Source organism: Pseudarthrobacter sp. LT1 (genome assembly GCF_035621795.1).
GTDB lineage: Bacteria > Actinomycetota > Actinomycetes > Actinomycetales > Micrococcaceae > Arthrobacter.
Window position 1 is genome coordinate 3,612,615 of the sequence record NZ_CP141830.1, and the last position, 24,610, is coordinate 3,637,224.

A 24,610-nucleotide genomic window follows, 5' to 3' on the forward strand; every position below is an offset into this window, starting at 1 on the left:
CAGTCGGGCCTAGGCGCACGCGCAATTTGTGGAAGGACACACCGTGGTGAAGCCATCAATCCCGTCAATGAAGACCCGCATCGGAGTCGGAGCGGCAGCTCTCCTGGCCGCCGGCGCCATGGCCGCGGCGGGAGTGGGTGCCGCGTCCGCATCACCCAGCACAACAACGCCGGTCTCAACCGCTTCCCCCTCCCCTGCTGCTACCAGCGGGGCAAAGGCGGAAAGGGGCGCCGGAGGACTTCAGGCGTTCCTTAGCCTGAACGCGGACAGCCCGCAGGCAGCCGGGGACCGCGCGGCGAAGGCAGCCGCAGCCCTGGTCAACCACCCGCAGCTGTTCGCCAAGCTGCCCGCCGCCCTGCAGGCGGACGTGACTGCGCTCAAGGACGCCGCCCCGGCGGACCGGGTGAAGGACGCCTACAAGATCAAGACCACCGCCCTCTCCGGCGGGTACGGCGCCGAGATCCAGAAGCGTGCCGAGTCGCTCGAGAAGACTGCCACCGGCCTGGCTGGCCTGTGCCAGGAGCTGCGGACCGCGTTCAGCTCGGACAACCCGGGTGCCGGGCTGCGGCAGGTGGCCGACCAGCTCATCAACCACCCGAAGCTGTTCGCCAAGCTCCCCGCGAATCTTCAGGCTGACCTGACCGCACTTAAGAATGCCGCCCCGGCCGACCTGGATTCCCAGGCGAACAAGATCAAGGACACCGCGCTGAACGGCGGCTACGGTGCCAAGGTGCAGAAGATGGCAGAAGCACTGCAGAAGAAGGCTGCGACGCCCAACACGTAGGGAGGCGGCGCAAGGAAAGTACGACGGCGGGTCCCCGGCTGAGGCCGGGGACCACCACAAGTCGTCGCATCACTGCGGGGCAGCGGGAACCGTCCAGTCGTAGTCGCACGGACGGAGATCACGGTCGTCGGGTTCAAGCCCGACCACCCTGAAAGTTCCTGCCTCTGATTCCACCACGCCGTCTATCAGGCGCATGCCGGACCACACGCCGATCCGGCACTGCCCGGGGTGCCGACGGGCATGGTCCACCTCATTGCGGGTCAGGATGACTGAACGGCCTGCACTTTGGGTGCCCTGCGCGGATTCGCCCTCCCAAGCGGCAGTGAACGCGCAAAACCAAACTGGATATAGTTTCTGCTCGTAATTGAGGAGGTTTCAGGATTCGAGAGTGGAATTCCCAGGGGCAGGGCAAAGCGTTGTTTTTGGCCGTGCCTGCCATAGCTCTCCAACTTCTCCGGTTTTGCGCAAGTCGGTTGCGAGAAAATAAGCGGCCCTTATAGTTGAGCACCCCACGTGCCGCTGGCATCCGGCTTGCGACGAGCAAGTAGGCGGCCGCTGAGATCCCGGAGCTCCAGACTTAGTGCCTAGTCCGGGGCGTCGTTGACCGCCAGTCCGTCAATGTCTCGATAGCGGGGAACGTTGAGCCCTTGGGGAAAGTGCTCCCGCCGATATTGCCAGCTCTCCAAACAGGCTCGAGAACAAAATACGGGAGGGGGGGTACGCCTGAGCGCTACTCCGCAAAATCGGCACTGGGGGCCAAGCCCCACCATTCGAATCAGGGTCCGCAACATTCATGCAGGCTATTTGCCCCCTCGGAAACTTTGATCCGTAGGAAGTACTTGTCTTTGCTGACCCCTAGTACTTGCCACCAGCATGAAGGGGCCGAGGCATCAGCCCCCGTTGTCCCACCCGCCGCGATCGGTCAGCGCGTCCAACGCTACCGGTACCCGTCCACAATTGCTGCGGCGATTTCCTTGTACGCACGCCGCGTGTCGGGCTTTAACACGTCGAGGGTCACCAGATCGCCGTCGGCAACGCCACGGTCATGTGGTACTGCGATGAGTTCACGGCAGATTCCCGCCAAGTGCTCCTCGATGGCGTCCTTATCTACTCGAGAGGACACCTCGTCCTTGTCTGTGATCACCACAATCGCGTTGCGGGCTAGGTCCTCATACCCGTGGCTTGCCAGCCAGTGCAGGGTACTGCGCGCCCGTTTTGCGCCCGACACCGCGTAGCCGGCGGCTATCACCAAGTTGTCGGCCGACTGCAGGATCCCTCTCATTGCGTTGTGGGTCACGCCTGTGCCGCAGTCTGTCAGCGCCACCGAGTAATAGCTGGAAATGAGTTTGCGGATCCGCAGGTACTCCTCCGCCGTCAGGGAGTCCGAGACCTCCGGGTCCTGCTCCCCTGCTATGAGGTGCAACCGGCCGGCGTGATGCATGTACCGAGCCAATGCCGTCAGGGAATCGATGGACTCAATATTCTCCAGCAGGTCCGTAATAGTCCGCGGGCTGGCCTGCTGGTAGATGCCCTCGCCCAGGGCACGCTCCACCAGGTCTCCGGAATCAGGATTAGCGTCAATGGCGCAAGGAGCATCACCCCGGTATTCGGCAAGGGTCAAGCCCACGCCCACTGTGGTGGAGGTCTTGCCGATCCCGCCCTTGAGGCTGAGTATCGCGGTGTTGTAGCTGCCTTGGAGTTGGCGCGAGATCCGGCGGCCCAACTCATCCTCCTGACGCTGTTTGGGGCCCGGCCCAAGGTTCCAGGCGCCACCGGTCAGGTTGTAAAGGGCGCCACGTATGCCGCCTTTGGGGCGCGGCTTCTGCTCCTTGACGAACAGGCCGGGCGAGCTGATGAAGTCCGGCATGGGGCTATCAGCGATCGCGTCCGCCGCAGTTGGCCGGCTGCGGCGGAAGGCAGGTGCGTCGGACAGCGGCGAAGCGGCTTCTGTAGCAATCTCACCCGAGCGGTCAGTGGGAACCGCCGCGGGCACGGATGCAATAGGGGCGGGTGCAGCGACTGGAGGACTAGCAGCCCCGTGTGCGGACGGCGGGGGCGATGGTGAACGGGACGGCCTAACAGCGTCAGCTGCGGCAGCCGCTTCCGCCCAAGAGGAGCGACGCGTCGCCAGCTTCCCGGCTTCGTTCGAACTGGACATATCGGGGGTAATGTCTGGCATGGTTCCTGTCCAAGCATCCGTAGCTGAGCTGTCAGCACGACGAACGTCGCGGCGTCGGCGCAGCTGCGGCTGCCTTGCATCCTCTGCTTGGGCGCCTGCATTTTGATCCGCCGGATGTGGCATGTCTGTTCCCCCCGGACGTTTCGGCAAACGGTTCTGCGGCACTGGTTCAATAAGCAAGTCTACGGGTTCAGCACTAACCTGGCCGCGTCTTTGCACGTCAGTGGTGGATGAGTGCCGCAGAAACCACGCCTGCTGTGAGTATCAGGAGAAGTGCAAGGATGGAGTAGCCTACCCACTTGGGGCGACCTTTGTGGGGGTTGATATCGACGTACGGCATAGTCAGCGTTTGGTACCTCTGGGTGTGGGGCGCACGGGGATACGAAGTGCGCGGCGTTTGAGCCTCAGGATCTGGTAGAGAACGACAAAGGGGACGAGCCAGGTAGCCAACAGTGCGCATAGCGCTAGGGCGTAGTCAGAAAAGGCCACAATAATCTCCATCGGTCATAAGCTTGCTTACTGCTCATGACCTAAGCACGAGCCAATCAATTTGACAAGTCATGTCAAGTATTTGCCGCGTAGTGAAGATCTGCGGTACCGGAATTTTCATCCCTCCGGGACTTACTCGTGTCCAAGAGGGCGTATAGCGAACGCCTGCACTTAGAGCGCTTCCTGTGGGTTCCATTTGGTCTCCTGAAGCCGCTTGATGAACCACCGCGATTGCTCAGGGCCGTAGGGCAAGACAGGTATTGCCTTTGTAGCGTCGTTGGGGGTATCGCGGATGGACTGGAGGGCCTGGCGGACGGCTGTCGTCATTGTGGTGGCCATGGTCTTGACGAACTGATCGCTGCACGGCGTTCCGTGACCGGGGATAAGGAACTCGTAGCGGTGGCGCAGCGCGGAAATGTGCCTGAGAACGTCAGCCCATTCCTCAGGGTAGGCGTCTTCGAAGGAGGGGTGCGCGCCCTGCTCCACGAGGTCGCCGACGTATAGAGTGGTTGGAGTGCCAACCAGAAGGTCACCGTCGGTGTGGCCGCGGCCGAGATAAAACAGTGTTGCTGTCAAGTTGCCAAGGTCAACCAAGACAGGCTGGTCCCTCACGATGGCGTTCGGCACCACGAGTTCAACGTTCTCCCCTTCACCGGCGGACATCTCCGGTTCAAGTGTTCCCACATGCCGCCGCTGGAGGTCCCCGCGCTGATCAATAGCTATGGCGCATTTTTGGTGGGCCCAAAATTCAGTGACGCCCGCGTCGGCAAAAACAGCGTTGCCGAAAAAGTGGTCGTAGTGCGCGTGGGTGTTGGCAACCACGAGCGGCAGGTCAGTCTTTGTTCTAACCGCATCAAGGATCTCGCGTCCTTGACGGGGACCACATCCGGTGTCAATGATCATGGCGCGCTCAGAGCCGACGATAAGACCCGTGTTAAGAAGGGATCCCTCAGTGACCAGCACATAGTTGTCTGTGCCGACTTCGAGCCATTCCAACATTGTTTCTCCGTATCTTTCCGACGAGCAGATTGTTCGTAATGGCCCCGATTCTACTCACGAAGCCGCTGCTTCCGGGATCGGAGGTTCTTGAGCGGATGACGCGGAGAGGCCTAAACGGACTCCTGAGTCGCGCCGAAGCAGTTGCCGTGCCGCGATAGCCACAGTCGGCGATTGGTTGTCCTGCGGTGTGCCGGTTATTCGACGGTGACGCTCTTGGCGAGGTTGCGGGGCTGGTCCACGTCGTAGCCCTTGGCTGCGGCGAGTTCCGCGGCGAAGATCTGCAGCGGAACGGTGGTCAGCAGGGGCATCAGCAGGGTGGGGGTCTCGGGGACGTAGAAGACGAACTCGGCGTAGGCCTTCACGGCTTCGTCGCCTTCCTCGGCGATGACCAGGGTGCGGGCGCCGCGGGCACGGACTTCCTGGATGTTGGAGACCACCTTGGCGTGCAGCGAGTCACGCCCGCGCGGGGACGGGACCACCACGAACACGGGCTGGCCTTCATCGATCAGGGCGATGGGGCCGTGCTTGAGCTCACCGGCGGCGAAGCCTTCGGCGTGGATGTACGCGATTTCCTTGAGCTTCAAAGCGCCCTCGAGGGCCACTGGGTAGCCCACGTGCCGGCCCAGGAACAGCACGGACTTCTCGTTGGCCATGGACCGGGCCAGCTCGCGCAGCGGGCCGGCGTTGTCCAGGATGGTCTGGATCTTCGCGGGGATCTTGTTCAGGTCCGCCAGGACGTCCTTGATCTGGCCCGAGAAGATGTTCCCGCGCAGCTGCGCCAGGTACAGGCCCAGCAGGTACGCGGCGGTGATCTGGGCCAGGAACGCCTTGGTCGAGGCCACCGCGATCTCCGGACCGGCGTGCGTGTAAAGCACGGCATCGGATTCACGCGGGATGGTGGAGCCGTTGGTGTTACAGATCGAGATGGTCTTCGCACCCTGCTCCCGGGCGTACCGGACAGCCATCAGCGTGTCCATGGTCTCCCCGGACTGGGAGATGGAGACCACCAGGGTCTTCTCGTCCAGGATCGGGTCCCGGTAACGGAACTCGTGCGCGAGCTCCACCTCGGTGGGGATCCGGCACCAGTTCTCGATCGCGTACTTCGCCACCATGCCCGCATACGCGGCGGTACCGCAGGCCAGCACGATGATCTTGTTGACCTGCTTCAAAAGCTCCGGGTCGATCCGCAGCTCATCCAGGGTCAGCTTGCCGTCCAGATCCGACCGGCCCAGCAGGGTCTGGGCGACGGCGTCGGGCTGGTCATGGATTTCCTTCTCCATGAACGAGGAGAACCCACCCTTTTCGGCCGAAGCCGGGTCCCAGTCCACGTGGTATTCCTTGCCCTGGGCCGGGTTGCCGAAGAAATCGGTGATCGTGACGGTGTCGGCGGTGATCGTGACGATCTGGTCCTGGCCCAGCTCCACCGCGCGGCGGGTGTAATCGATGAACCCGGACACATCCGAACCCAGGAAGTTCTCCCCCTCGCCCAGGCCCACCACCAGCGGTGAGTTACGGCGGGCGGCCACGACGACGTCGGGCTGGTCCGCGTGCACGGCCAGCAGCGTGAAAGCACCCTCAAGGCGCTGGCACGCCAGCTCCATGGCCCGGGTCAGGCCACCGTTGGCGGTGTCCCCGCCCAGCTGGTTGCGCAGGATGTCGGCCAGCAGCGCGGCAGCGACCTCCGTGTCCGTCTCGGACAGGAACGTCACACCCTTCTCCAGCAGCTCGAGCTTGAGCTCGGCGAAGTTTTCAATGATGCCGTTGTGGATCACGGCGAGCTTGCCGCCATCAGCCAGGTGCGGGTGCGCGTTGCGGTCCGTCGGACCACCGTGCGTCGCCCACCGCGTGTGGCCAATACCGGTCAGGGTCTCCGGCAACGGCCGGGCCTCCAGCTCACCAATCAGGTTGCTCAGCTTCCCGGACTTCTTCCGCGACTCGATAACCCCCTGGGACACCACAGCCACACCGGCAGAGTCATAACCGCGGTACTCCAGGCGCCGCAGCCCCTCCAGGACAACATCCAACGCACTGTGACCATTAATTGCACCGTCAACCGAACGGCCTACGTAACCCACGATTCCACACATAAAGGCCCCCAATCGGTTCTGTGCGTTCACATTTCTGCTCAGAATGGACTGGCAAGCTTGAGAGCGAACGTCTAACTTTGTAGTTTGGCTTCCTGGCAAGACTCACGGAATGCCTCTATACGAAGGGTGTTCGCCTGACACGTCGGGCAAAGACCTACAAATTGGTGGGGACAGTCCAAAGGAATGTCGCCTTCCCCCCAGGGCAGCAAAACTCTCACAGGGCCATTTATACCACCCAGACGAGGGAGGCAGTGTTCCGAAGCGTGTCACAGTTCCAGAAGTTGCATGCTTGGGCAACAAACCGCACCCTTGCCGCATTCGAGGGGCGTCTTCGAGTGACTAAAATCTGGCAGCGACACCCTTTGACCACCTTAGATGACAGCGTCCTTGGCACCTCAGTTGGAAGGGCTTTACTGGCGGCGGAGCGAACTGATCAACGCTGTTTTATTATGTTGGGACGAGCAGTATCCAGACACTTGGAACCACTTGTGAAGTTGGGAGGCGCCCAGGGCCGGTACCATATACAGCCCCGTCCGGCGAACTAGATTCCACGAAAAGGGTATACCCCTCTAAGCTGAAGTCCATGAAGGTATTGGTCACCGGCGGCGCCGGATATATCGGGTCCCACACCACGCTTTGTCTATTGGAAGAAGGACACGAGGTAGTTGTCTTCGATAATCTTGTGAATTCCAGTCTCGAATCTATGCGGCGTGTGCAGGATCTAGCAGGCAGGACCGTCGAATTTGTTGAAGGGGATTTGCTGGATGCCTCTGCAGTTGCATCAGTCTTTTCGGGTGCCTCCTTTGACGCGGTAATTCATTTTGCCGGGCTGAAAGCAGTGGGAGAATCTGTAGCAGACCCTCTAAGGTACTACCGAACGAATGTCGTCGGCACACTCAACCTTTTGGACGGTATGAACGCCGCGGGCGTGAGGCGGCTGGTTTTCAGCTCATCGGCAACCGTATACGGAGCTTCAGAAGATGTACCTTTGCCTGAAAGTTTGCCGCTAAACGCCACCAATCCGTATGGGCGAACGAAAGAGCAAATTGAAGATATTCTGACAGACATTAGTTCTGCCGATGAGCGCTGGAGTATAGGTTTACTCAGGTACTTTAACCCTGCAGGAGCTCACTCGTCCGGCCGCATAGGCGAAGATCCGCGAGGAATACCCAATAACCTCGTGCCATTCGTGGCCCAAGTTGCCGTAGGCCGCCACAAAGCCGTGATGGTGTTCGGCAATGACTACCCCACTCCTGACGGAACCGGAATCAGAGATTACATCCACGTCATGGACTTGGCAGAAGGACACCTCGCCGCTCTTCACTTCCTCAAGGATCGAACAGGTGCGTTTCAGTGGAATCTGGGAACTGGGCAAGGGTCTTCTGTGTTGGAAGTCATTGAAGCTTTCAGCACCGTAGCCGGCAAAAAAATCCCATACGAGTTTGCACCCCGCAGAAAAGGGGACGCTGCCCTTAGCTACGCTGATGCTTCTTCCGCCCGAAATCAACTACGGTGGACCGCAAAGCGGGATCTCGCTCGCATGTGCGCGGACCATTGGAATTGGCAGCGATCTAATCCGCGCGGATATGATTCTTCCCTATAACTGCGATCGGTATAGTTTGAAACGTTCCCCACCCAAGACTTTCCCCATAAGCGGCTATGGTCGAGCATGGAAAGAGTCGCTCAAGCAATATTTGATATCTGAAGTACCGATCGGTAAACCGCATCAATCGCCGGCAACCATTTTTCCTCACTATATTTTGAATCGTAGATTGAACGGCAATGTGAGCGAAGAGTTGGGAACAAATCGCCTGCAACCCTCACCAGGTCTTCCATATCTTCGCTCCCCCCCACGAGCCCGGTTCCCTCGGCCCTAACCAAGGTCGAAACAACGTTCGGCGCCCAAGTCAGAATGGGGGTTCCTGCAGACAATGCCTCTGGATAAATAAGAGGAAATCCCTCGAAACACCTAGACGGAAATACAACGCCGGTTGCATCTCTCATCAGGGCCATGAGACGTGTCCTATCTACAGGGCCCAAAATACTCACGTTTTCGTTGGCCAACGCTCTAACTTGCGGTTCAAGCTCGCCGGACCCTACCAGTACAAGTTTTGACTCAGCGGGCCAGCGGCGCAACAGCTCGAGAATCCCCTTCTCCTCTGAAAGGCGGCCGGCGTAAAGCCAAAAACGACCTTCCCCGGCTCCTACTCCGCTATCTAGGCTTTTCGGAAGAAAATTGGGTATCGTGTGCATCTTGCCCCATGGCAAACCTGATTGAGCATACATAGCGCGCATCTGATCGGATAGCACAATAACCGCGTCCGAGTGGCGTAACCCCGCATCTGCTCCAAATCGCTGACCAATCGCCACTGGAACAGTCTGGGCACGGCCTCTGTAGCAGCCATGCATTAGAGCAGGAACGCTGGATCCCCCGTCCGAACAATCAGTACAGACTCGCCCATCCCTGTAGAACGTCCCGGCGGCACATAACGGTCGATAATTGTGGATTGACGTCACAACTGGCACCGGCGAGGACTGAATCCAAGACTTCCCGTAGTTAGGAAAGAGATTGTGGATATGAATGAGGTCGGGTTCAAACTCGCGCATATCTGGCTTCGGTCCGCGTCCCGTGGCTACCGTGAGAGCGGCCTCGAGGGGGTAGAGTCTGCTTAGTTCGCGTTCATCTGTGCGCTGGCCAAATACCTCGACTATGTAACCAGCACGGCGCATGGCCTCCGCCTGCTGCATGACAGCTGAGTTCTCTCCGCTTGGGTTCCGGGATGAGTAAAAGCTGTGCACCAGGGCAATTCGAAGTGGCGGGCGCATGGGGCGTTCATGTTCGGGATTATTCATACTGTAAGTCTATCCGCGCCCATGGAACCGCGTGTTTCTGCCCTGGACTAGAAGTCCCAAATGATGATCCGCAGGCCATAAGTGGTCGAATAGCGGAAAGCGTATGACAGGTCTACCAAACCATGAGTATTGATACAAAGATAGCGGTCATGGTCGCCTGTCAACGACCGAAGTCGAGCCCGGATTTATTCAGGTTACAGCATCGAGACAACAGCGCCTCCGGACGCATCTTCTAAGCCCGGGGCAATCGAATACACTACTGGCAGCCACGGCCCTTCAGGTTTTATTTATGTAGACATAGATACAAAAGGGACGTGCGGTCTATGGTCGATAGGTATAAGCCACGCGACTCATCGAACTCTTTTGGATAGCGATAGGGCTCTCTTTTGCGCATCCACCCGCGTCTAACTCGAATCGCGTTGAGGAATCCCTTCCTTTTGGCTCGATTAGAGTCACCACCGAACTAGCAACAAATCTCTTTCAAAAATTTGGTCTAATTAAAGCATGTGTCAAACTGAGGGCACACTCAATTAGTGGCAATGGCCGATACAGATGCTTTCTCAACGCAGACCAATTTCGTGTTCCATGCCATACATCTGGGCTAGAACGGATTGGGTAGACGAGCTCCTTTGCCAGCCGTGGGCAGCACCGGCAGAGTCTGACCTCCATCACTTCTTCCGTGCAGAAGCCTGAGTACGCAATAAGGGGTCGTAGATGTTCGGGAGTCGGACCACAGGCGTGGGTGGCTTGGCCGTTGCCTGCACGTGAGGCTGGTTACTCGCCGCAGCCACAAGAACTGTAACCACTACCAGTAGCGCACCGTTGAGGGACGCTGTAGATATGTTGAGCGGTGTTTCGACGGCGAACCGAGCGATAAACACAGCCAACACAGCCAACAAACCCGCCCGGGTGGGGTTTTTCACCTGCATTGCCGAGCGCGTCAGCACAACCAGAAATACCATAAGCACCACGAGCCCGAGAGCACCGCGCTCCACTAGCGTTTGAACGAACTGATTGTGTGCGTTTGAGGAACTAATCAGGTCGCCCAACCCGAGTACTTTGGACCGGTATTCGAGGTCGAAAGAACGTGGGCCCGTCCCAAAGACTGGGCTATGTCGGACGGCTTCAAGGGCATTAGTCCAAATGGTGGTACGCCCATTCAGCGTTGAGATGTCGCCTCCAGCGCTCCAATGCGAAATAGCGTCAAATACGTTCTCAAGGAGCGTCGATGCGGCCAGAAGCAAAAGCATAATGACTGGCACGGCAATGGTGACCCACCGCACCCCCGTTCGGAAACCCAGGTAGACGAGCACCCCAACAAGGGCGCTTAGCCACGCACCGCGCGACTGTGTAGCAAGCAAAGCGATAATCGCTGCCAACAAGTGCCATACCTTAGGACGTTTCAGAGCTTCGACGCGGATGAGTTCGACGATCACGGCAAGAGCAGCGACGGTCCCCATGCCGTTAGGATGTGTAGTGACGCCGGCGAGCTGCGATAGGCCGAACCAGGTCCGGCCCTGTCCGTCCCAAAAAGCAAGGTGGGGGGCGGCGACTGCAAGGAATAAACTCAGCCAGACGTATACGCGCAACGTTACCCTGGTCAGACGCAAGGCATGCGAGAGCGAAACGCTCGTGGCAGTCAGGATACTCGTCACAGCTAAAGCCGCGTAGAACAGGTCAATGCTCACTCGTTGGTCATTGACCAACGACGATACCCATCCTGCCCCTGCATACGCCACCATTCCTAATGCCGGGGCGGGAAAGATTAAGCCTCTATCTATCTGCGTCAGGACAAGTAGCGCGGCACAGGCCAAAAATATATAACCAACGCCATGGATGATCAGGGACACGGCAGGGCCTTGCGGCGCCTCGCTGAACTCGCTGAACCCGTCGCCTGTACCGCTGCGCGGCGACAGCAGAGTAACAGCAATGGGCGACAGCGTGGCAACCAGGAACAGACCCGAGGCAACCCATTTACGCCGCTGGTGCGGCTTGACCGCTCCGAACCTCAGCCCATAGAAACCCACCACGAGAATGGCGAGCACGCCGCCCGCTGCAATCAAGATTTCAGTCATTCCCAGCCTTCCCCAGATCACATAATCTTACCCGCTGACAAAAGCCAGCATGTTTGCCAGCCCCTCGCTGCTGGAGGCTGGCATGTAGGTGCCCCCCGTAGATCTCTTACTGCGGTGCAGCCAGACTCGAGTAATCCACACTCCAGATAAGTAGTCCCTTCGCAGTAAACCGGGTAACTTACACGGTGGTTGTTCGATTTCTGGCGCCATAGCTTCTGCATATGGGAAAAGACATCGGCGATTGTGAAGAACCCGGCGCTGGCCATGATTACAGCGTCAAGCGGCGAGGACTTCTACGATTTGGGACGCTCGTGACCGCCCTTTCTGGCGCTTCCGTGATATCGGTCGTGGCTGCCAACAGCGCTCAAGCCACAAGTGATCCGGCCGCTACCAGCTCCTATATTCCAGCGTCCGAAAAGGGCGCGCCCTTGGGCGTTGCGACGCTGGACGAAAACGCTAAGATCCCGATCGCACAACTTCCTGATCTCACAGCAACTGTGGCAACCGCGGGTATCAACAGAACAGGCGTTGAACTGCGTATTACGGATCTGAATAGGTTCAGGCTAGGCCCTACCACTCCGACCACATGGACGACCCCTGATGGGACGGGAGTTGCCGTGCATCCTTCCGTTCGGTTTTTTCCCAATGGTTTTAACGGTTACCAGTGGTGGGCAGCGTCCACCCCGTATTTCAACTCCAACAACCAAGTGGAAAACCCGTGCATATATGTCTCTGAGGACGGGACTAACTGGGTTACCCCGCCAGGCGTGGCTAACCCCCTGGTACAGACACCACCCAATGGGTATAACTCGGACACTCATCTGATCCAGTCCCCAGACGGGAAGCTTTTGCTTTTCTACCGCGACTACTCATCTACCGGGACGGCAGCGGAAAAAATTGCCTTGATGGAATCCGTAGACGGCATTACATGGACCACGCCAAAGGAAGTTATGGGCTATCCTGACAGCGTTAAGCGCATTATGTCTCCGGCTGTCTGGTGGGACGGTTCCAATAAAAACTGGGTGATGGTGGGAGTAGAAATTCTCAACCAACCTCGTATTATCCAGCGTTTCACGGCATCCAGTCCATACGGCCCATGGACCTACGACCGGGACGTGACATTCGACCTTGCGTGGGGTTCCGGTAGGTCACCATGGCATATTGACGCCATGATGATTGGCACACAGGTGCTAATGGTTATCCAGGATGCAACGCTGAACAGCGGGGGCGGCGACGTGTACCTCGCCTTGTCGGAGGACGGTGGTAAAACTTTCAAGCGTGCGACCAACGCGATAGCAACCCAGAACCGCTACCGCTCATGCGTCCTGCCCAAACTTACTGAAGCCGGACTAGCGCTGGATCTTTGGCTCGGCACTGTTGGAGGGACCTGGACAATCAATCGCGGAACAGCCACGGTGGTTCCTACCGTCGCCGCCGCGACGCAGTCTGTTACAACCCAGTCCCTAGCTGGCGTTGGACCCACAACATTCCCACCACAGCCTGTGGTGACGCCACTAACAACTTTCCAAAACGGAAACGGTTGGGGCGTTGCGTCGACGGCAGGCGGGACCAACTTCGCAGCTGATACTGCGGACTTCCTGATTGGCACGCAGTCAGTTAGAGCCGTAACCAGTGGTAGCGGAGGCACGGTTGAAGTAATATCACCCACCTTGCCGCAACTGAACCTAACCGGCAAGGGCCTCGCCTTCCAATTAAAAGTCGATAACCCGGACAGGCTTGCTAATATCATCCTCTACTGGGGACAAAACAATTACGCATCCTTCAACACGTCGATTCAAGCGCAATCACAGGGCGATGGCGTGTCTGCAGTCCTATTACCCAACGACTGGACTTGGTTCTATGTGCCGGCAAATGACATATCTAACGCAACTGGGACAGTGAATCTGTCTGCAATTACCAACGTAAAAATCAGGGTCACGGATAAGAACTCAGGACCACTTACTGTCAACGTCCAGCAGATCGGTACGTACACGCCGAAGAACGCATACCCCTCCGGCGTCATCTCCGTAACCTGCGATGACTCTTTACTCAGCCAGTACACCTATCTGCCCCAAATTCTTGGGAAATACGGTGCAGCAGCCACGATGCTACTCATCACTGATCAAATGCCAGGTTCGCCGGTCTTCGGTTCCAACCCGGCAACCTATGTGCAGGGTTTCAGCGTTGACCAAGCCCACGAACTAGAAGACAAGCAAGGGTACGAGATGGGCGGCCACGCCTATCTCACTGCCAATCACAACCGAGGGATGGCAAACCTCACTGCCCAAGAGTTGGCCGATGAACTGGGCGGCCTAAAATCCTGGCTGCGAACTGAAGGTTTTAAGGGCGCGGATTACTTCGCCTGGCCCATTGGATCTAACAACGTCGCTGCAACAAAGATATGTCGGAAGTTCTTCTCCTGGGCACGTCATACCGGCGGGTTCTATGCTCCAGCCCAGTTCCCAACACAGCCTATGCGGCATCAGGCGGTAACGGTGACTTCCGATATTCCTGTGGCTACGTTTCAGGGCTACATCGACTTCGCTAAGGCCCACGGCCGCCACTTGACACTCATGGTGCACCAAATCGTGGTTTCCGGTGCTTCCGGCCCAACTAATGTCAACAAGGCAGACCTAGCGGCAATTCTGGATTATGCGAACTCAGTGGGTATGCCCATACGAACAATCGGGCAGGTCATGCGCGGCGAGTGACACTGGATGTCGGCCCTTGGTCCGGTTCTGCAGTTCGGAGGCTTAGTCATGAACCTACTCGAAAGCGAATCCAGCCCTGTCCCCCCGTAGCGAATTCAGCCCCGTCCTACCGTCGCATTGAACCAGGAAGAATCTACATGTGCGAGATCCACGGGAATAAAACATCAAATCAACAATCAGCAGGCGCGCCTTGCCTCTTGTCAACCACCACTGCGCCAGATACCTGATAACGGTGAGAACGCGCTTGCTCCGGCTGCAAACTGAACCCTCAACAACTGTGACAGGCTATGTCTTGACGGCAGAAATGCTGGCAAGATGAAGGGCGGCTGGCGGTAAACGAACCACACGAACTGTTGTCGCCCGATTGGGCAAGATATAGCTCGCATTTCACCAGATTGCGCCGTGGGCAGCCTGATCCCTCACTCCTGAATTGATAGCGGAACGTCTCATCTGGCTCATCTTGCTTCTTGAAGCTTCTCCTCAAGTACCGTTTGATGTACGCTCCAGCCGGTTCCGGCCAGAACGACCATATGACCGGAACCCGCCGGGAAGAGGCGACCCCTGCATAAATAGCGCCGGAGCCTATACTTGCCGCACAGTTATGCGACTTGTCAGAGCTTGATGCTGTTTTTCGACGTCGCACCTCTAGTATCAAAGAACAAGGAGCTATTTTCGGCCAGGGCGTCGATATCGTACACACGGTGCTTCTGCAGTAAGACAACCGCGTGAGATTCTGCGATTGAGCGGTCCAAATCATCTACCCGCTCAGTGACTAAACCGTCTCGGGACCACTGGTCCACATAGGGGTCATGAAATTCCACGATTGAGCCCTTATCCCGCAGCATCTGGTCGACGGCAACCGCAGGCGACTCGCGTTGGTCAGAGATATCAGCCTTGTAAGTGACTCCCAGAAGCAGTATCCGAGTCCCTTTCAGAGGGAGTCCTTTGTCATTGAGCGCGTCAGCAAGGCGGCTAACTATGTAACGCGGCATTGAATTATTGATCTCTTGCGCGAGCTCAACGAAACGGAATGGATACCCAAGGCTACGCTCCACCTCGTAGCTCAAATACTTGGGATCGATAGGTATGCAATGACCACCGACGCCCGGCCCAGGAAAGAACGCCTGAAAACCGAAGGGCTTTGTCTTGGCAGCTCGGATCACTTCCCACAAGTCGATATCAAGTTCGTGACAGAACTTTGCCATCTCATTAACCAGAGCAATATTGACATGCCGATAGGTATTTTCTAGTAGCTTGGCAGTCTCAGCCTCCTTGGCGCTCCTAACGGGGACGACACACTCAACGACGCTATCGTAGAAATCCACAGCACGTCGTGTCGATTCAGGAGATACGCCGCCGACCACCTTAGGCGTGTTTCGCAAATTGTAAGTCTCGTTACCTGGATCGATTCTCTCAGGGGAGAATGCAAGGAAGAAGTCTTTGTCCAGTTCATGACCGAAGGACTCCAGGAGCGGCATAACTAAGTTGTCCGTGGTCCCAGGATAGGTTGTGGATTCCAGCACAACCAATGCCCCCGAACTCAAGAACCGTCCCACTGACTTTACTGCACCCTCTACAGCCTTGAGGTCCGGTCCACCGCCCTCTCCTAGTGGAGTTGGGACGCAAATGACGATCACGTCGGCACCAGCAATAACAGACTCACTTGACGAGGCGAAGTAGCCCGAAGCGATCATGGAAGAAATAGCGCTATCCGATAGATCGTCAACATGCGAACGACCGCGATTCAAGTCTTCCACAATAGCGTTATTGAGATCGAGACCGACTGTCACGAAACCGGCCTTAGCCAACTCCTGGGCAAGCGGTAAGCCCACATATCCTTGACCAATTACTACTACTTTGCGTGCCACTTATTACCTATCACTTTCTGTAAGATTTCTAGAGAACAACCTATCCTGCCGGCTTTGAGAAGAGTGCTCTTGCGTACCCCCTGAGCCGCCCTCGGGCCACCTCGAGTTGAACCTTCGATTTCGGGCTTTTTATAAAGCAGTGGCCAATGCTGGCCGCAATCAATGACAGCGCAACTCTCGTCGTTGAAAGCGCTAGACGTATTTCCGAACCACCAGTGCTACGGACAACGCGGACCCATGTTTCACCGCTAGTCTCGGCGCGCCGACTCAGCCATTCGACCGACATCCGATCCGGGGTTACGTACTCCACCGCACTGGCAGCGGCGACATGGCGGATGATGAAGCCGGCGGCGGTAACGCGCGACGTGATCAAAGTATCTTCCCCGGGCCCATGAAGGAAGTCACTTGGAACGCGGCAGAGACCCGACTGTAGAACTTTCTCCGGTACAAGAATGTTGCCGAATCCGGCGTACTGCTGAATCGCGCCATCAGGAAGTTGACGACGTCCCCACATTCCAGCGTCAAGTGCCCATGCGGGCACTTCGTCCGGAAGGACCGGCACTACTGGTCCGACAAGAACTTCATTCGGAGACTGCATGTGTTTTGATAACATCTCAGCAAGCCAGTTGGGTGCGGGTTCCTGGTCATCGTCAAAAAGCACTAGTACCTCGCCTTCAACGACCACGTCAAAGATTGCGTTACGCGCATTACCCACGCCAGGCGCGGGCTCCGTCACATACTCCAGTTGCCCCCGGTTGAACGCCCCCGAGTACTGTGCCACCGCTGCCTCTGCTGACTTGGAGCTGTCGTTGTCAACCACGACAATTCGAACGTGCCAGTCGTCCATGGCGAGGACTTGTGGCCTCAGAAGCTGCAATAACCTTACGAGCTTGTCAGATCGTTTATAAGTGCATATTCCAATTACGACGCGACGACATCCCCTGGAAACGTCGTTCATAAACGCTTCCATCCGTCCATCATGAGCCGGCTAGAGTCGTTTTTTTCACCGGCAAACCATTTTGCGGGCCCGACCACATTGACATTTCTCCGAGAGGCGAGGTAGGCCGCCCACCAGCTGAAGGAACTATTCGACATGACGAGGGCCGCCGAGGACGCGAGTCCTAGGAAGTCGTCGCGGAACCCACCCGGGGGTGCAAGCCGAACATCGCTCCCAATGAGGTGCTTGGACGCCCACTGCCTGTCGTCCGTGTAGACCACGAAATCGTCAAAGCCCTGCTCTCGCATGCGGTCCATAGCGAGCTCATAGTAATGCAAGGGTTGGGCACCCATTACAGCTGCCGCGCCAGCGTCTGAAACATAGTCACCTCTTCTGACATGGACAGCGCAGTGCGACTGCATCGGGATATCGTTCCAACCCACCCACTCGGCAAGTCTGCCGTGGATCTCGTCGGAAGTCTCCTCGAAATAGTCGTGCGACTGCCAGTAACCCCAGTGAAGAGCTAAACTGCCGCCAGTGTCGCACAAACGCGGCGGCCGTGATTCGTCCTCGACCACAGTGGTAACCCAGGGTAAGGCCTTCCAGAAAGTTGAAGTAGATCCCACTGATCGCCATAGCTTATTCGGCAGCTTACAGGTCTCTTTACGATCGATCAGGCCGTCGAGAGCAAATCCTCTCCCAAGTTGACCGCCCGTGTCGTAAATTACACGATCACCGTGAGCCTTCAGCCCTAAGCCGTATGCCCAGCAAAAAAGCTGATTCCCGAAGCCGCCGCGCAGGGGAACAATCGAGCTGCGTTTGAACATTTCTGCGCTGCCTAACTTTCTGACTTCTTCTGCGGGAGATATTTTGAACACGCCACTAGTGCTATGCCAAAAGCAATGCTCACGAAGTTTATTGGACTCATACCGATGCGGGATAGGATCGCCAAGACGACGGCCACCACGACCACCACCAACAGACCGCGAGTCCGGACAGCGATGCCCGCCCGCTTTACGATGACCATGGTGAAAATAGCGGAAAATATATTGCCAGCCAAGAGTCCGCTTACCAAACCTATCGGCCCCCAGTTATATCCTGCAAAGATCGAGGTTACGAGCTGAATTGCAACCGTGACTACACCATTGACCAGCCAAGACCCCCTCAGTCCTTGGGGCAATAAACAAGATCCGAGAGTCCAGGCATAAGCACGGGTCACCTCTCCCGCGAGGGCTAAAGTGACCAGCGGCAGTGCCGCTTTCACCAAATCGGGGCTATAAAAAATGACAATGAGCAACGGTGCTGTACCGGAAAGCACAGCTAACATTCCCCCGATAAATGGAACGAGTCGCACGGTGAGCTCATCCAACTTCTCCGCAAGGTGTACACGATCGGTGATCTTTGCAGTTTCAATTAGAGATGACGTCGCGAGTGCGCTTAGTAACATCCCTACAAGCTGAGTGACCAAGAGCACTACGGGCTGGTACGCCGCCAAGGCTTCGAGACCGAAGCGTTGAACAACCACACTGCGGCCGGCAAGTTCGGCAGCAGCGGCGAAGATCCCCAGAAGTGCCGACGACCATGCAAGAGAAAGCACCTCTCGTAGACTTTCCCGGGGTAACCGAGGGCGCTCCCTAAAAGAAAGCCGCGCCTCTGAGCAAACGGCAGAGATAACGATGGCTTGTGCCGCCGGGGCAACAAGGAAACTAAGGCTGGCCCAAAACTCATCGTGCAACAGGAGCAGCCCTGCCACTGAGAGTCCTCCGACTAGCGCGGACATAATGGCAGCGGCCACCAATCGCGATCGATTTGAGCGCACCTGTGCTATTGCCAGGGATATTTGTCCGAAAACTGCTGGAGGGATACCTGCAGCAGCTGCAATTACAAGAGGGTAGTACCGCTCCGATCCTAGGACGAGCGAGGCAATGGGTGCACTGAAGATAGCAACCACGAAGCCGAAGAACACTGCAGCTCCAGTTGGGACCAGCAGCAACCAATTCTGAGCCGCCTGGAGCCGCCCCTCGGGAATGTTTCTTCTTGCCAGAATCACCCTGGTTGCGGTAACAATCCCCGCTGCGCCCAATGAAATGAGCACGGTCTGCACTTGGGATAGCTGCCCCACGAAGGCAACACCATGCGCCCCAAATACAAGGCTTGCAAGTTTGGTGCGCACGATTCCAGGTAGCATAAAGCCCACGGAGACAAAAGCCAGAGCAACGGTGCCGCCGAAGACCTTTACACTAATGCTCTTGCTGACCTGTCGTTTATCTTCGTCAATTTTCAATGGTTCACATATCCCCGTAAAGCGCCAACAACGAACTTGAGTCGCTGCCGGACAAATCCCCTGAGCGGTTCGGCCAACCAAGTAAATCGGTGTCCAGTCATCGATTTACCGCCTGAGCTGGCGAGAACTTGGCGGCGCCAAAAGGCTGAACGTACAAGATAACTGAGGCCGTCAATTTGGGACCTTCGATATTCACTCACGCTAGCACTGCTATTGCGTATTTCGACATCCGGAAAGGACCGCTTTATACGCAGCAACAGATCAAGGTCCTCACCCACCGGATACCTGTGATTGTATCCGCCCACGGAACGCATCAGTGCAGTCGGAAGGACCATAGTAGGATGCGCCAAGGGCATGCGGCCTTGCGAAAGCAACTTTGCGGTTTGGTCAGCGTGAGTTGGCCAATATCCTCCTTGGTATGAACCTCTTACGGGATCCGTCCACTCGACCTGCCCACCTGCAATTGACCGATCTTTGTCCCGCATAAGAGGAACAGTGAGAGTCAATCGATGCGGACGCGAAATGTCGTCAGCATCTTGAATGGCTACCAGATCCGTCCGAACGTGGGCAAGGGCGGCATTCCGCGAAAGCGACCGCCCTAACTGCTTTTCATTGACGAGTAGAAAAACACCGGGGTACTCAGAGACAATACAGCGCGTGGAATCCGTAGAGGCATCATCAACAACAATTAGTTGCACTTCGCCATCGTAATCTTGGGCGAGAATAGAGTCAATAGAAGCCTTGATTGTTGAGGCCGCATCACGTGCCGCCATGATAAATGTTACCGACGGACTAGGCAATTATCATCAACTCCCCCGGGCCGATTATTCACAAAAGATTGAAAAGACTGTTCCTGCCGCTCGCTAAACTGGAGAAATACTAACTTGCTAGAAAAAGCGTAGCGGCGCGCTGTAAGGTCTTTCAAGCTCTTCGCCCTCCCGCGCTAAGGAATTCACGTATTCCACCTAAAAAGTTGTCAGCCATGTGTTCAATGGAATAACCACGACTAGCAGCGATGCACGAATCCCTCATGGCTTCCAGTCGAGCGCGGTCATTCATTACCGATATGACTGCAGTTGCATAAGCAGCGGTGTTGCAGGCCGATACTTCTACAGTCTTCCCAGGATCGAGGTAGGCAAACTCGGGGCCATGGCGGTTATCATCAGTTGTTACTATTGGCACTCCGGCAATCAGTGAGTCTACGGCGACGAGCCCTATACTTCCGGGTATGGTAAGAATTGCAGCAGAACTAAGTATTAGAGCTTTTTCTTCGCCTGTAACGGCGCCCGCATAGAGAAGCCAGGGATACCGCGCTGCGGCTTCTTGCACGGCAGTCTTGGAAGAGCCGTCCCCTGCAATTATGAGCTTGAACTCGGGAACGTGCTTCACAATCTCGGCCCCCGCTTCGATTAGCATGTTAATTCTCTTGCCTGCGTCAAGGCCGCCAACATACACAGCTGTCTTGTCCCCAAGCGAATGAAGCCGGCGGTATGCAGCTCGTTTGGAGCCATTGACCGCTTCCAAGTCCTTCAGCAACTGAGTGGTGTCTGTAGAATTCTTTAGCTCCGTTGCCCTTTTCGCATCGACTCCCTGTCGGAGAACGGACCTAATCCCCTCGGACGTGTATGCAAAAAACCAGTCAGATTCGCGCGTGAGGATCCTGCGAAGGAATTCATCCAGACTCCCAACGCTTCCGGCGTAGTCCCCGCCGTGCCCCCAAAGCGCGATGTTCGTCCTACGCAGCCGCTTTGGAACTAGGAGGCGGTAGATGTCCAGATTTCGCCTTGCCTGTTCCAGGACGACTAGGTCGGCATGGCGAGCAATTCTTGGCCACAGCCTCAGAGCGACTCTTCTGCCAAAGGCTTTCAGCTCCTTTTGCTTGACCGGAACCACGAAGGGAGGTTGCACAGAATCCTTGCGATGAGCCATATTGCCGGAAGGTTCACCCGCCGCAACGACGATGTCGATGCCAACGCTGTGAGCCTTTGCGATCAGTTCTTCAAAGAATTTGACGCGATAGCTCGGAATATAGGCCTGCAGAATAACGATTAGCGGACGCTTGACTTTCACAAAATTGACCAATTGTGATTTAACCCTTGAATGGAGACCAACGAACCTTGACCAGCCATGAGTCAGATTCCTCTTCGTACGGCCGAGTAGAGAAAAACAAAATTCCCAATAAGGTACCTGCGCCATAACCGCTTTGGCTCTGATGCAAGACGAAAGATCCACTCCACGCCGATCTTGCTCATCCACTCCGGAGCACACTTCTTTGTACCCGCCGCGAAGTCAAAAGCCGCCCCCACAGCCACGGCAACGAAACCACCATCGACAGCGAGACGTCGAGCCTCGAAATCTTGTTTAGGCGTACCAAGACCCACCCAAACGATGTCAGGCTCCGCGGCAGATATAGCTTTATCTTGTTGATCGTATTCGGCCTTTGAAAGGGTCCGGAACGGAGGACTCATGAAGCCTACGATCTCAACGCCTGGATATCTAGCTTCGAGTGAGGCCCTAAGGAGTTCAAGGGTTCGAGGCGTAGAGCCAAGAAGGTAGTGCCGTAAGTTGTGTTGCCTCCCCTCATCCATGACCCGTTCGAACAAACTTGGGCCCCGAACCTGATACAAGGGGCGCGTGGTCAGCTTGGACAGCACCGAAATCGGTTTACCGTCCGGGAAGTTGCAGGAAGCCGCAAGAATACATTCTCGGAATGAGGCGTCTGTCTCTGCCAGAGCCACGCTGTAGGCGTTCAGCAGGTGTATGTCTGCCCCGCCAACACGCATCAGCGAGCGGGAACATAACCATTGGGTCGCTTCGCTAAGACTTGCAGTGGCGAATGGAATACCTGCAAGTTCTCGGTCCGACAGGGGTGCTATCATGCGCGTCCGATTCTGTGAGAGGGGCCAATCCGGGTGATGTAAACGGGACTCCGGAAAAGCATGCAGCCCCCTTCCCCCCGCGGCCAGATCGTACATTACCAGCGAATACCGCTTCCGTTGTCATGGTCCAGGTGAACACGACAGTCAGCCCGCAGGCTCCGTTTCTGGTGTGCCTTTGATCAGATTTCGCATCTTGAAAAATGTGTGTGTGACCGGCGAAAGAGTCTGATTACCTAGTTTCATTGCCGTGGAGCTCACCGGCTATAGTCTGTACTGGCTAGCAGCGGAACGGCTGCCTGGCGGTTACGCCGGCAGCACAACATAACGCGATCTAAGACTTTCATTTTCAGCAGGGGGCACTGCGTTGACAAAGCGCGCATTCATCACTGGCATCACCGGGCAAGACGGTTCGTATCTCGCGGAACTTCTACTGAGAAAAGGCTATGAGGTTCACGGCCTTATCAGACGAGCGTCGACGTTCAACACAACTCGGGTCGACCATCTTTACGTCGATCCTCACGAGTCAAATGCAAAACTCTTCCTCCACTATGGCGACCTGAGCGACGGGGCACGCCTCGTGACTCTCATGGCCCAAATCAACCCAGACGAGGTCTACAACCTTGCCGCACAATCCCACGTACGGGTGTCTTTTGAAGAACCTGAGCACACCGGCGACACGACTGGCATGGGATCGATCCGACTTCTTGAAGCTGTTCGCATGGCTGGGATAGACACACGGTTCTATCAAGCTTCATCGTCAGAAATGTTCGGCGCCACTCCTCCGCCTCAGGACGAGGACACTCCCTTTTACCCTCGTTCACCGTACGGTGCTGCAAAGGTGTACAGCTACTGGGTAACCAAGAACTACCGTGAGGCCTACGGGATGTTCGCTGTTAATGGAATTCTCTTCAATCACGAATCTCCTCGACGAGGTGAGACGTTCGTAACACGCAAGATCACCCGCGCTGTTGCGGCGATTGCGGCTGGTAAACAGGACTTCCTGTATATGGGGAATCTCGATGCCATTCGCGACTGGGGCTATGCTGCCGAGTATGTCGAGGGTATGTGGCGGATGCTGCAAACTGATGAGCCGGACGATTACGTACTTGCCACCGGTGTCGGATACTCGGTACGCGACTTCCTGGAGGTCTCGTTCGACCATGTGGGCCTTAATTGGGAAAATTACGTGAAGTTCGATGAACGATACCTTCGGCCCACAGAAGTTGACGCGCTGATTGGCGACGCATCAAAAGCCCACGCGAAACTGGGATGGAAGGCCACGGTGGAAACGCCCGAGCTCGCCCGAATCATGGTTGAAGCTGACGTGGAAGCCCTAAAACACTCAGGTAACCCCTGGATCGACACGGTTCGACTGGCAAGCTGGGGAGCCTAGTATGTCAGTGCGGAACCCGAGCGCTGTTGGCGCTGGCGATGATGTCGCCTTCTCGCCACTACCGCTAAATCCAACAACTCGAATCTACATCGCTGGTCACAGAGGGCTTGTAGGCTCGGCAATATTACGTGCGCTGGAAAAAAGGAATTTCACTAACATTATTAGTGCCACTTCCAGCGAGTTGGACTTGAGGAACCGAACCGCTGTATTTGATTTTTTTGAGCAAACAAGGCCCGAATATGTAGTTCTTGCCGCCGCCAAAGTAGGTGGAATTCTGGCAAATAATACGTATCCCGCTGATTTCTTATCTCAAAATCTTCAAATCCAGCTGAACGTAATGGATGCTGCCCTTAACAGCCAAGTCGATCGACTCCTCTTCCTAGGGTCTTCATGCATTTACCCAAAGTTTGCTGCCCAACCCATCAAAGAGGCTGAACTGCTGACGGGACATCTTGAGCCGACCAATGACGCCTATGCGATTGCGAAGATCGCAGGAATCATGCAAGTCCAAGCAATTCGACGACAGCACGGGCTGCCATGGATATCGGCAATGCCCACAAACTTGTACGGACCCAACGACAACTTCTCTGCCGCCGGTTCACATGTCCTCCCGGCAATGATTCGCCGATACGAGGAAGCACGCCTCAATGGCTCTACTGTCGTAACGAACTGGGGAACCGGGGCCCCAAGGCGCGAGTTCCTCCATGTCGATGACATGGCAGAGGCTTGCATTCATCTCCTGGAGACCTATGACGGCCCCGATCAGGTCAACGTAGGCACCGGGATTGACGTGAGCATTAAGGAGCTCGCTTCTCTAATCGCTGATGCCGTTGGCTACCGGGGTGCCATGGAATGGGATGAGACAAAACCAGATGGCACTCCACAGAAACTATTGGACGTTTCGAAGCTAGCGGGCACCGGGTGGACCGCACAAATTCCGCTAGAGGATGGGGTTGCCGACACCGTAGAGTGGTTCCGTGACCACATCAGTGTTGCGAGGCGCTAGTCTCTTACCCTGCGGTACTCCTGATCTCTCATGTTGAGTAACGCAAGCAGGCACTGTCCGTTTGTC

At 56.5% G+C, this 24,610-nt stretch carries 17 protein-coding genes; 5 read left to right on the forward strand and 12 right to left on the reverse strand.

The annotated features are described in order from the left end of the window. Nucleotides 1-43: 43 nt before the first annotated feature. Nucleotides 44-784 carry a hypothetical protein gene (locus tag VIK36_RS16985; protein ID WP_324642857.1) on the forward strand — a complete coding sequence of 247 codons (741 nt, stop codon included), beginning with the start codon at nucleotides 44-46 and terminating at the stop codon, nucleotides 782-784. 937 nt (nucleotides 785-1,721) lie between these two features. Here the strand turns inward: VIK36_RS16985 and VIK36_RS16990 are convergent. From VIK36_RS16990 to glmS, 3 genes are all read right to left on the reverse strand, one after another. After that, nucleotides 1,722-3,086, reverse strand: coding sequence for a MinD/ParA family ATP-binding protein (locus tag VIK36_RS16990; protein ID WP_420716220.1), 1,365 nt, complete (start codon nucleotides 3,084-3,086; stop codon nucleotides 1,722-1,724). A 537-nt stretch (nucleotides 3,087-3,623) separates the two neighbouring features. After that, the gene (locus VIK36_RS16995) at nucleotides 3,624-4,451 is read right to left on the reverse strand and encodes an MBL fold metallo-hydrolase (protein ID WP_255173061.1); all 828 of its coding nucleotides are present in this window, start codon (nucleotides 4,449-4,451) and stop codon (nucleotides 3,624-3,626) included. 194 nt (nucleotides 4,452-4,645) lie between these two features. Further along, a complete protein-coding gene (glmS, locus tag VIK36_RS17000) occupies nucleotides 4,646-6,538 on the reverse strand; it encodes a glutamine--fructose-6-phosphate transaminase (isomerizing) (RefSeq protein WP_324642858.1) in 1,893 nt (630 codons plus the stop codon). Nucleotides 6,539-7,121: 583 nt separating this feature from the next. Between glmS and galE the strand changes: the two genes are divergently transcribed. After that, nucleotides 7,122-8,141, forward strand: coding sequence for a UDP-glucose 4-epimerase GalE (gene galE, locus VIK36_RS17005; RefSeq protein ID WP_324642859.1), 1,020 nt, complete (start codon nucleotides 7,122-7,124; stop codon nucleotides 8,139-8,141). A gap of 80 nt (nucleotides 8,142-8,221) precedes the next feature. Here galE and VIK36_RS17010 read toward each other — a convergent pair whose 3' ends face one another. Together VIK36_RS17010 and VIK36_RS17015 are read right to left on the reverse strand one after the other, a co-directional pair. Next, nucleotides 8,222-9,391 carry a glycosyltransferase family 4 protein gene (locus VIK36_RS17010; protein ID WP_324642860.1) on the reverse strand — a complete coding sequence of 390 codons (1,170 nt, stop codon included), beginning with the start codon at nucleotides 9,389-9,391 and terminating at the stop codon, nucleotides 8,222-8,224. Nucleotides 9,392-10,059: 668 nt separating this feature from the next. Then, on the reverse strand, nucleotides 10,060-11,466 hold the full coding sequence (locus tag VIK36_RS17015; protein ID WP_324642861.1) for an O-antigen ligase family protein: 1,407 nt from the start codon (nucleotides 11,464-11,466) through the stop codon (nucleotides 10,060-10,062). A 221-nt stretch (nucleotides 11,467-11,687) separates the two neighbouring features. Between VIK36_RS17015 and VIK36_RS17020 the strand changes: the two genes are divergently transcribed. Beyond that, the gene (locus tag VIK36_RS17020) at nucleotides 11,688-14,177 is read left to right on the forward strand and encodes a polysaccharide deacetylase family protein (RefSeq protein ID WP_324642862.1); all 2,490 of its coding nucleotides are present in this window, start codon (nucleotides 11,688-11,690) and stop codon (nucleotides 14,175-14,177) included. Between the two features lie 611 nt (nucleotides 14,178-14,788). Here the strand turns inward: VIK36_RS17020 and VIK36_RS17025 are convergent. From VIK36_RS17025 to VIK36_RS17055, 7 genes are all read right to left on the reverse strand, one after another. Further along, nucleotides 14,789-16,045, reverse strand: coding sequence for a nucleotide sugar dehydrogenase (locus tag VIK36_RS17025; RefSeq protein ID WP_255173066.1), 1,257 nt, complete (start codon nucleotides 16,043-16,045; stop codon nucleotides 14,789-14,791). Between the two features lie 40 nt (nucleotides 16,046-16,085). Beyond that, nucleotides 16,086-17,015, reverse strand: a complete 930-nt coding sequence (locus tag VIK36_RS17030; RefSeq protein ID WP_324642863.1) for a glycosyltransferase — start codon at nucleotides 17,013-17,015, stop codon at nucleotides 16,086-16,088. Further along, nucleotides 17,000-17,860, reverse strand: a complete 861-nt coding sequence (locus tag VIK36_RS17035; RefSeq protein WP_324642864.1) for an alpha-1,2-fucosyltransferase — start codon at nucleotides 17,858-17,860, stop codon at nucleotides 17,000-17,002. The genes VIK36_RS17030 and VIK36_RS17035 overlap by 16 nt, the downstream gene beginning before the upstream one ends. Next, the gene (locus VIK36_RS17040; protein ID WP_324642866.1) at nucleotides 17,821-19,266 is read right to left on the reverse strand and encodes a hypothetical protein; all 1,446 of its coding nucleotides are present in this window, start codon (nucleotides 19,264-19,266) and stop codon (nucleotides 17,821-17,823) included. The genes VIK36_RS17035 and VIK36_RS17040 overlap by 40 nt, the downstream gene beginning before the upstream one ends. Continuing rightward, a complete protein-coding gene (locus tag VIK36_RS17045) occupies nucleotides 19,263-20,066 on the reverse strand; it encodes a glycosyltransferase family 2 protein (protein WP_324642867.1) in 804 nt (267 codons plus the stop codon). Before VIK36_RS17045 ends, VIK36_RS17040 begins: the two co-directional genes overlap by 4 nt. Nucleotides 20,067-20,187: 121 nt before the next feature. Further along, the gene (locus VIK36_RS17050) at nucleotides 20,188-21,348 is read right to left on the reverse strand and encodes a glycosyltransferase family 4 protein (RefSeq protein WP_255173071.1); all 1,161 of its coding nucleotides are present in this window, start codon (nucleotides 21,346-21,348) and stop codon (nucleotides 20,188-20,190) included. Nucleotides 21,349-21,398: 50 nt separating this feature from the next. After that, nucleotides 21,399-22,145, reverse strand: a complete 747-nt coding sequence (locus tag VIK36_RS17055) for a WecB/TagA/CpsF family glycosyltransferase (RefSeq protein WP_255173072.1) — start codon at nucleotides 22,143-22,145, stop codon at nucleotides 21,399-21,401. A gap of 364 nt (nucleotides 22,146-22,509) precedes the next feature. Here VIK36_RS17055 and gmd point away from each other — a divergent pair, with 364 nt between their 5' ends. Together gmd and VIK36_RS17065 are read left to right on the forward strand one after the other, a co-directional pair. Further along, nucleotides 22,510-23,538, forward strand: a complete 1,029-nt coding sequence (gene gmd, locus VIK36_RS17060; protein WP_255173073.1) for a GDP-mannose 4,6-dehydratase — start codon at nucleotides 22,510-22,512, stop codon at nucleotides 23,536-23,538. 1 nt (nucleotide 23,539) lies between these two features. Next, nucleotides 23,540-24,544, forward strand: coding sequence for a GDP-L-fucose synthase family protein (locus tag VIK36_RS17065; RefSeq protein ID WP_255173074.1), 1,005 nt, complete (start codon nucleotides 23,540-23,542; stop codon nucleotides 24,542-24,544). Nucleotides 24,545-24,610 lie beyond the last annotated feature (66 nt).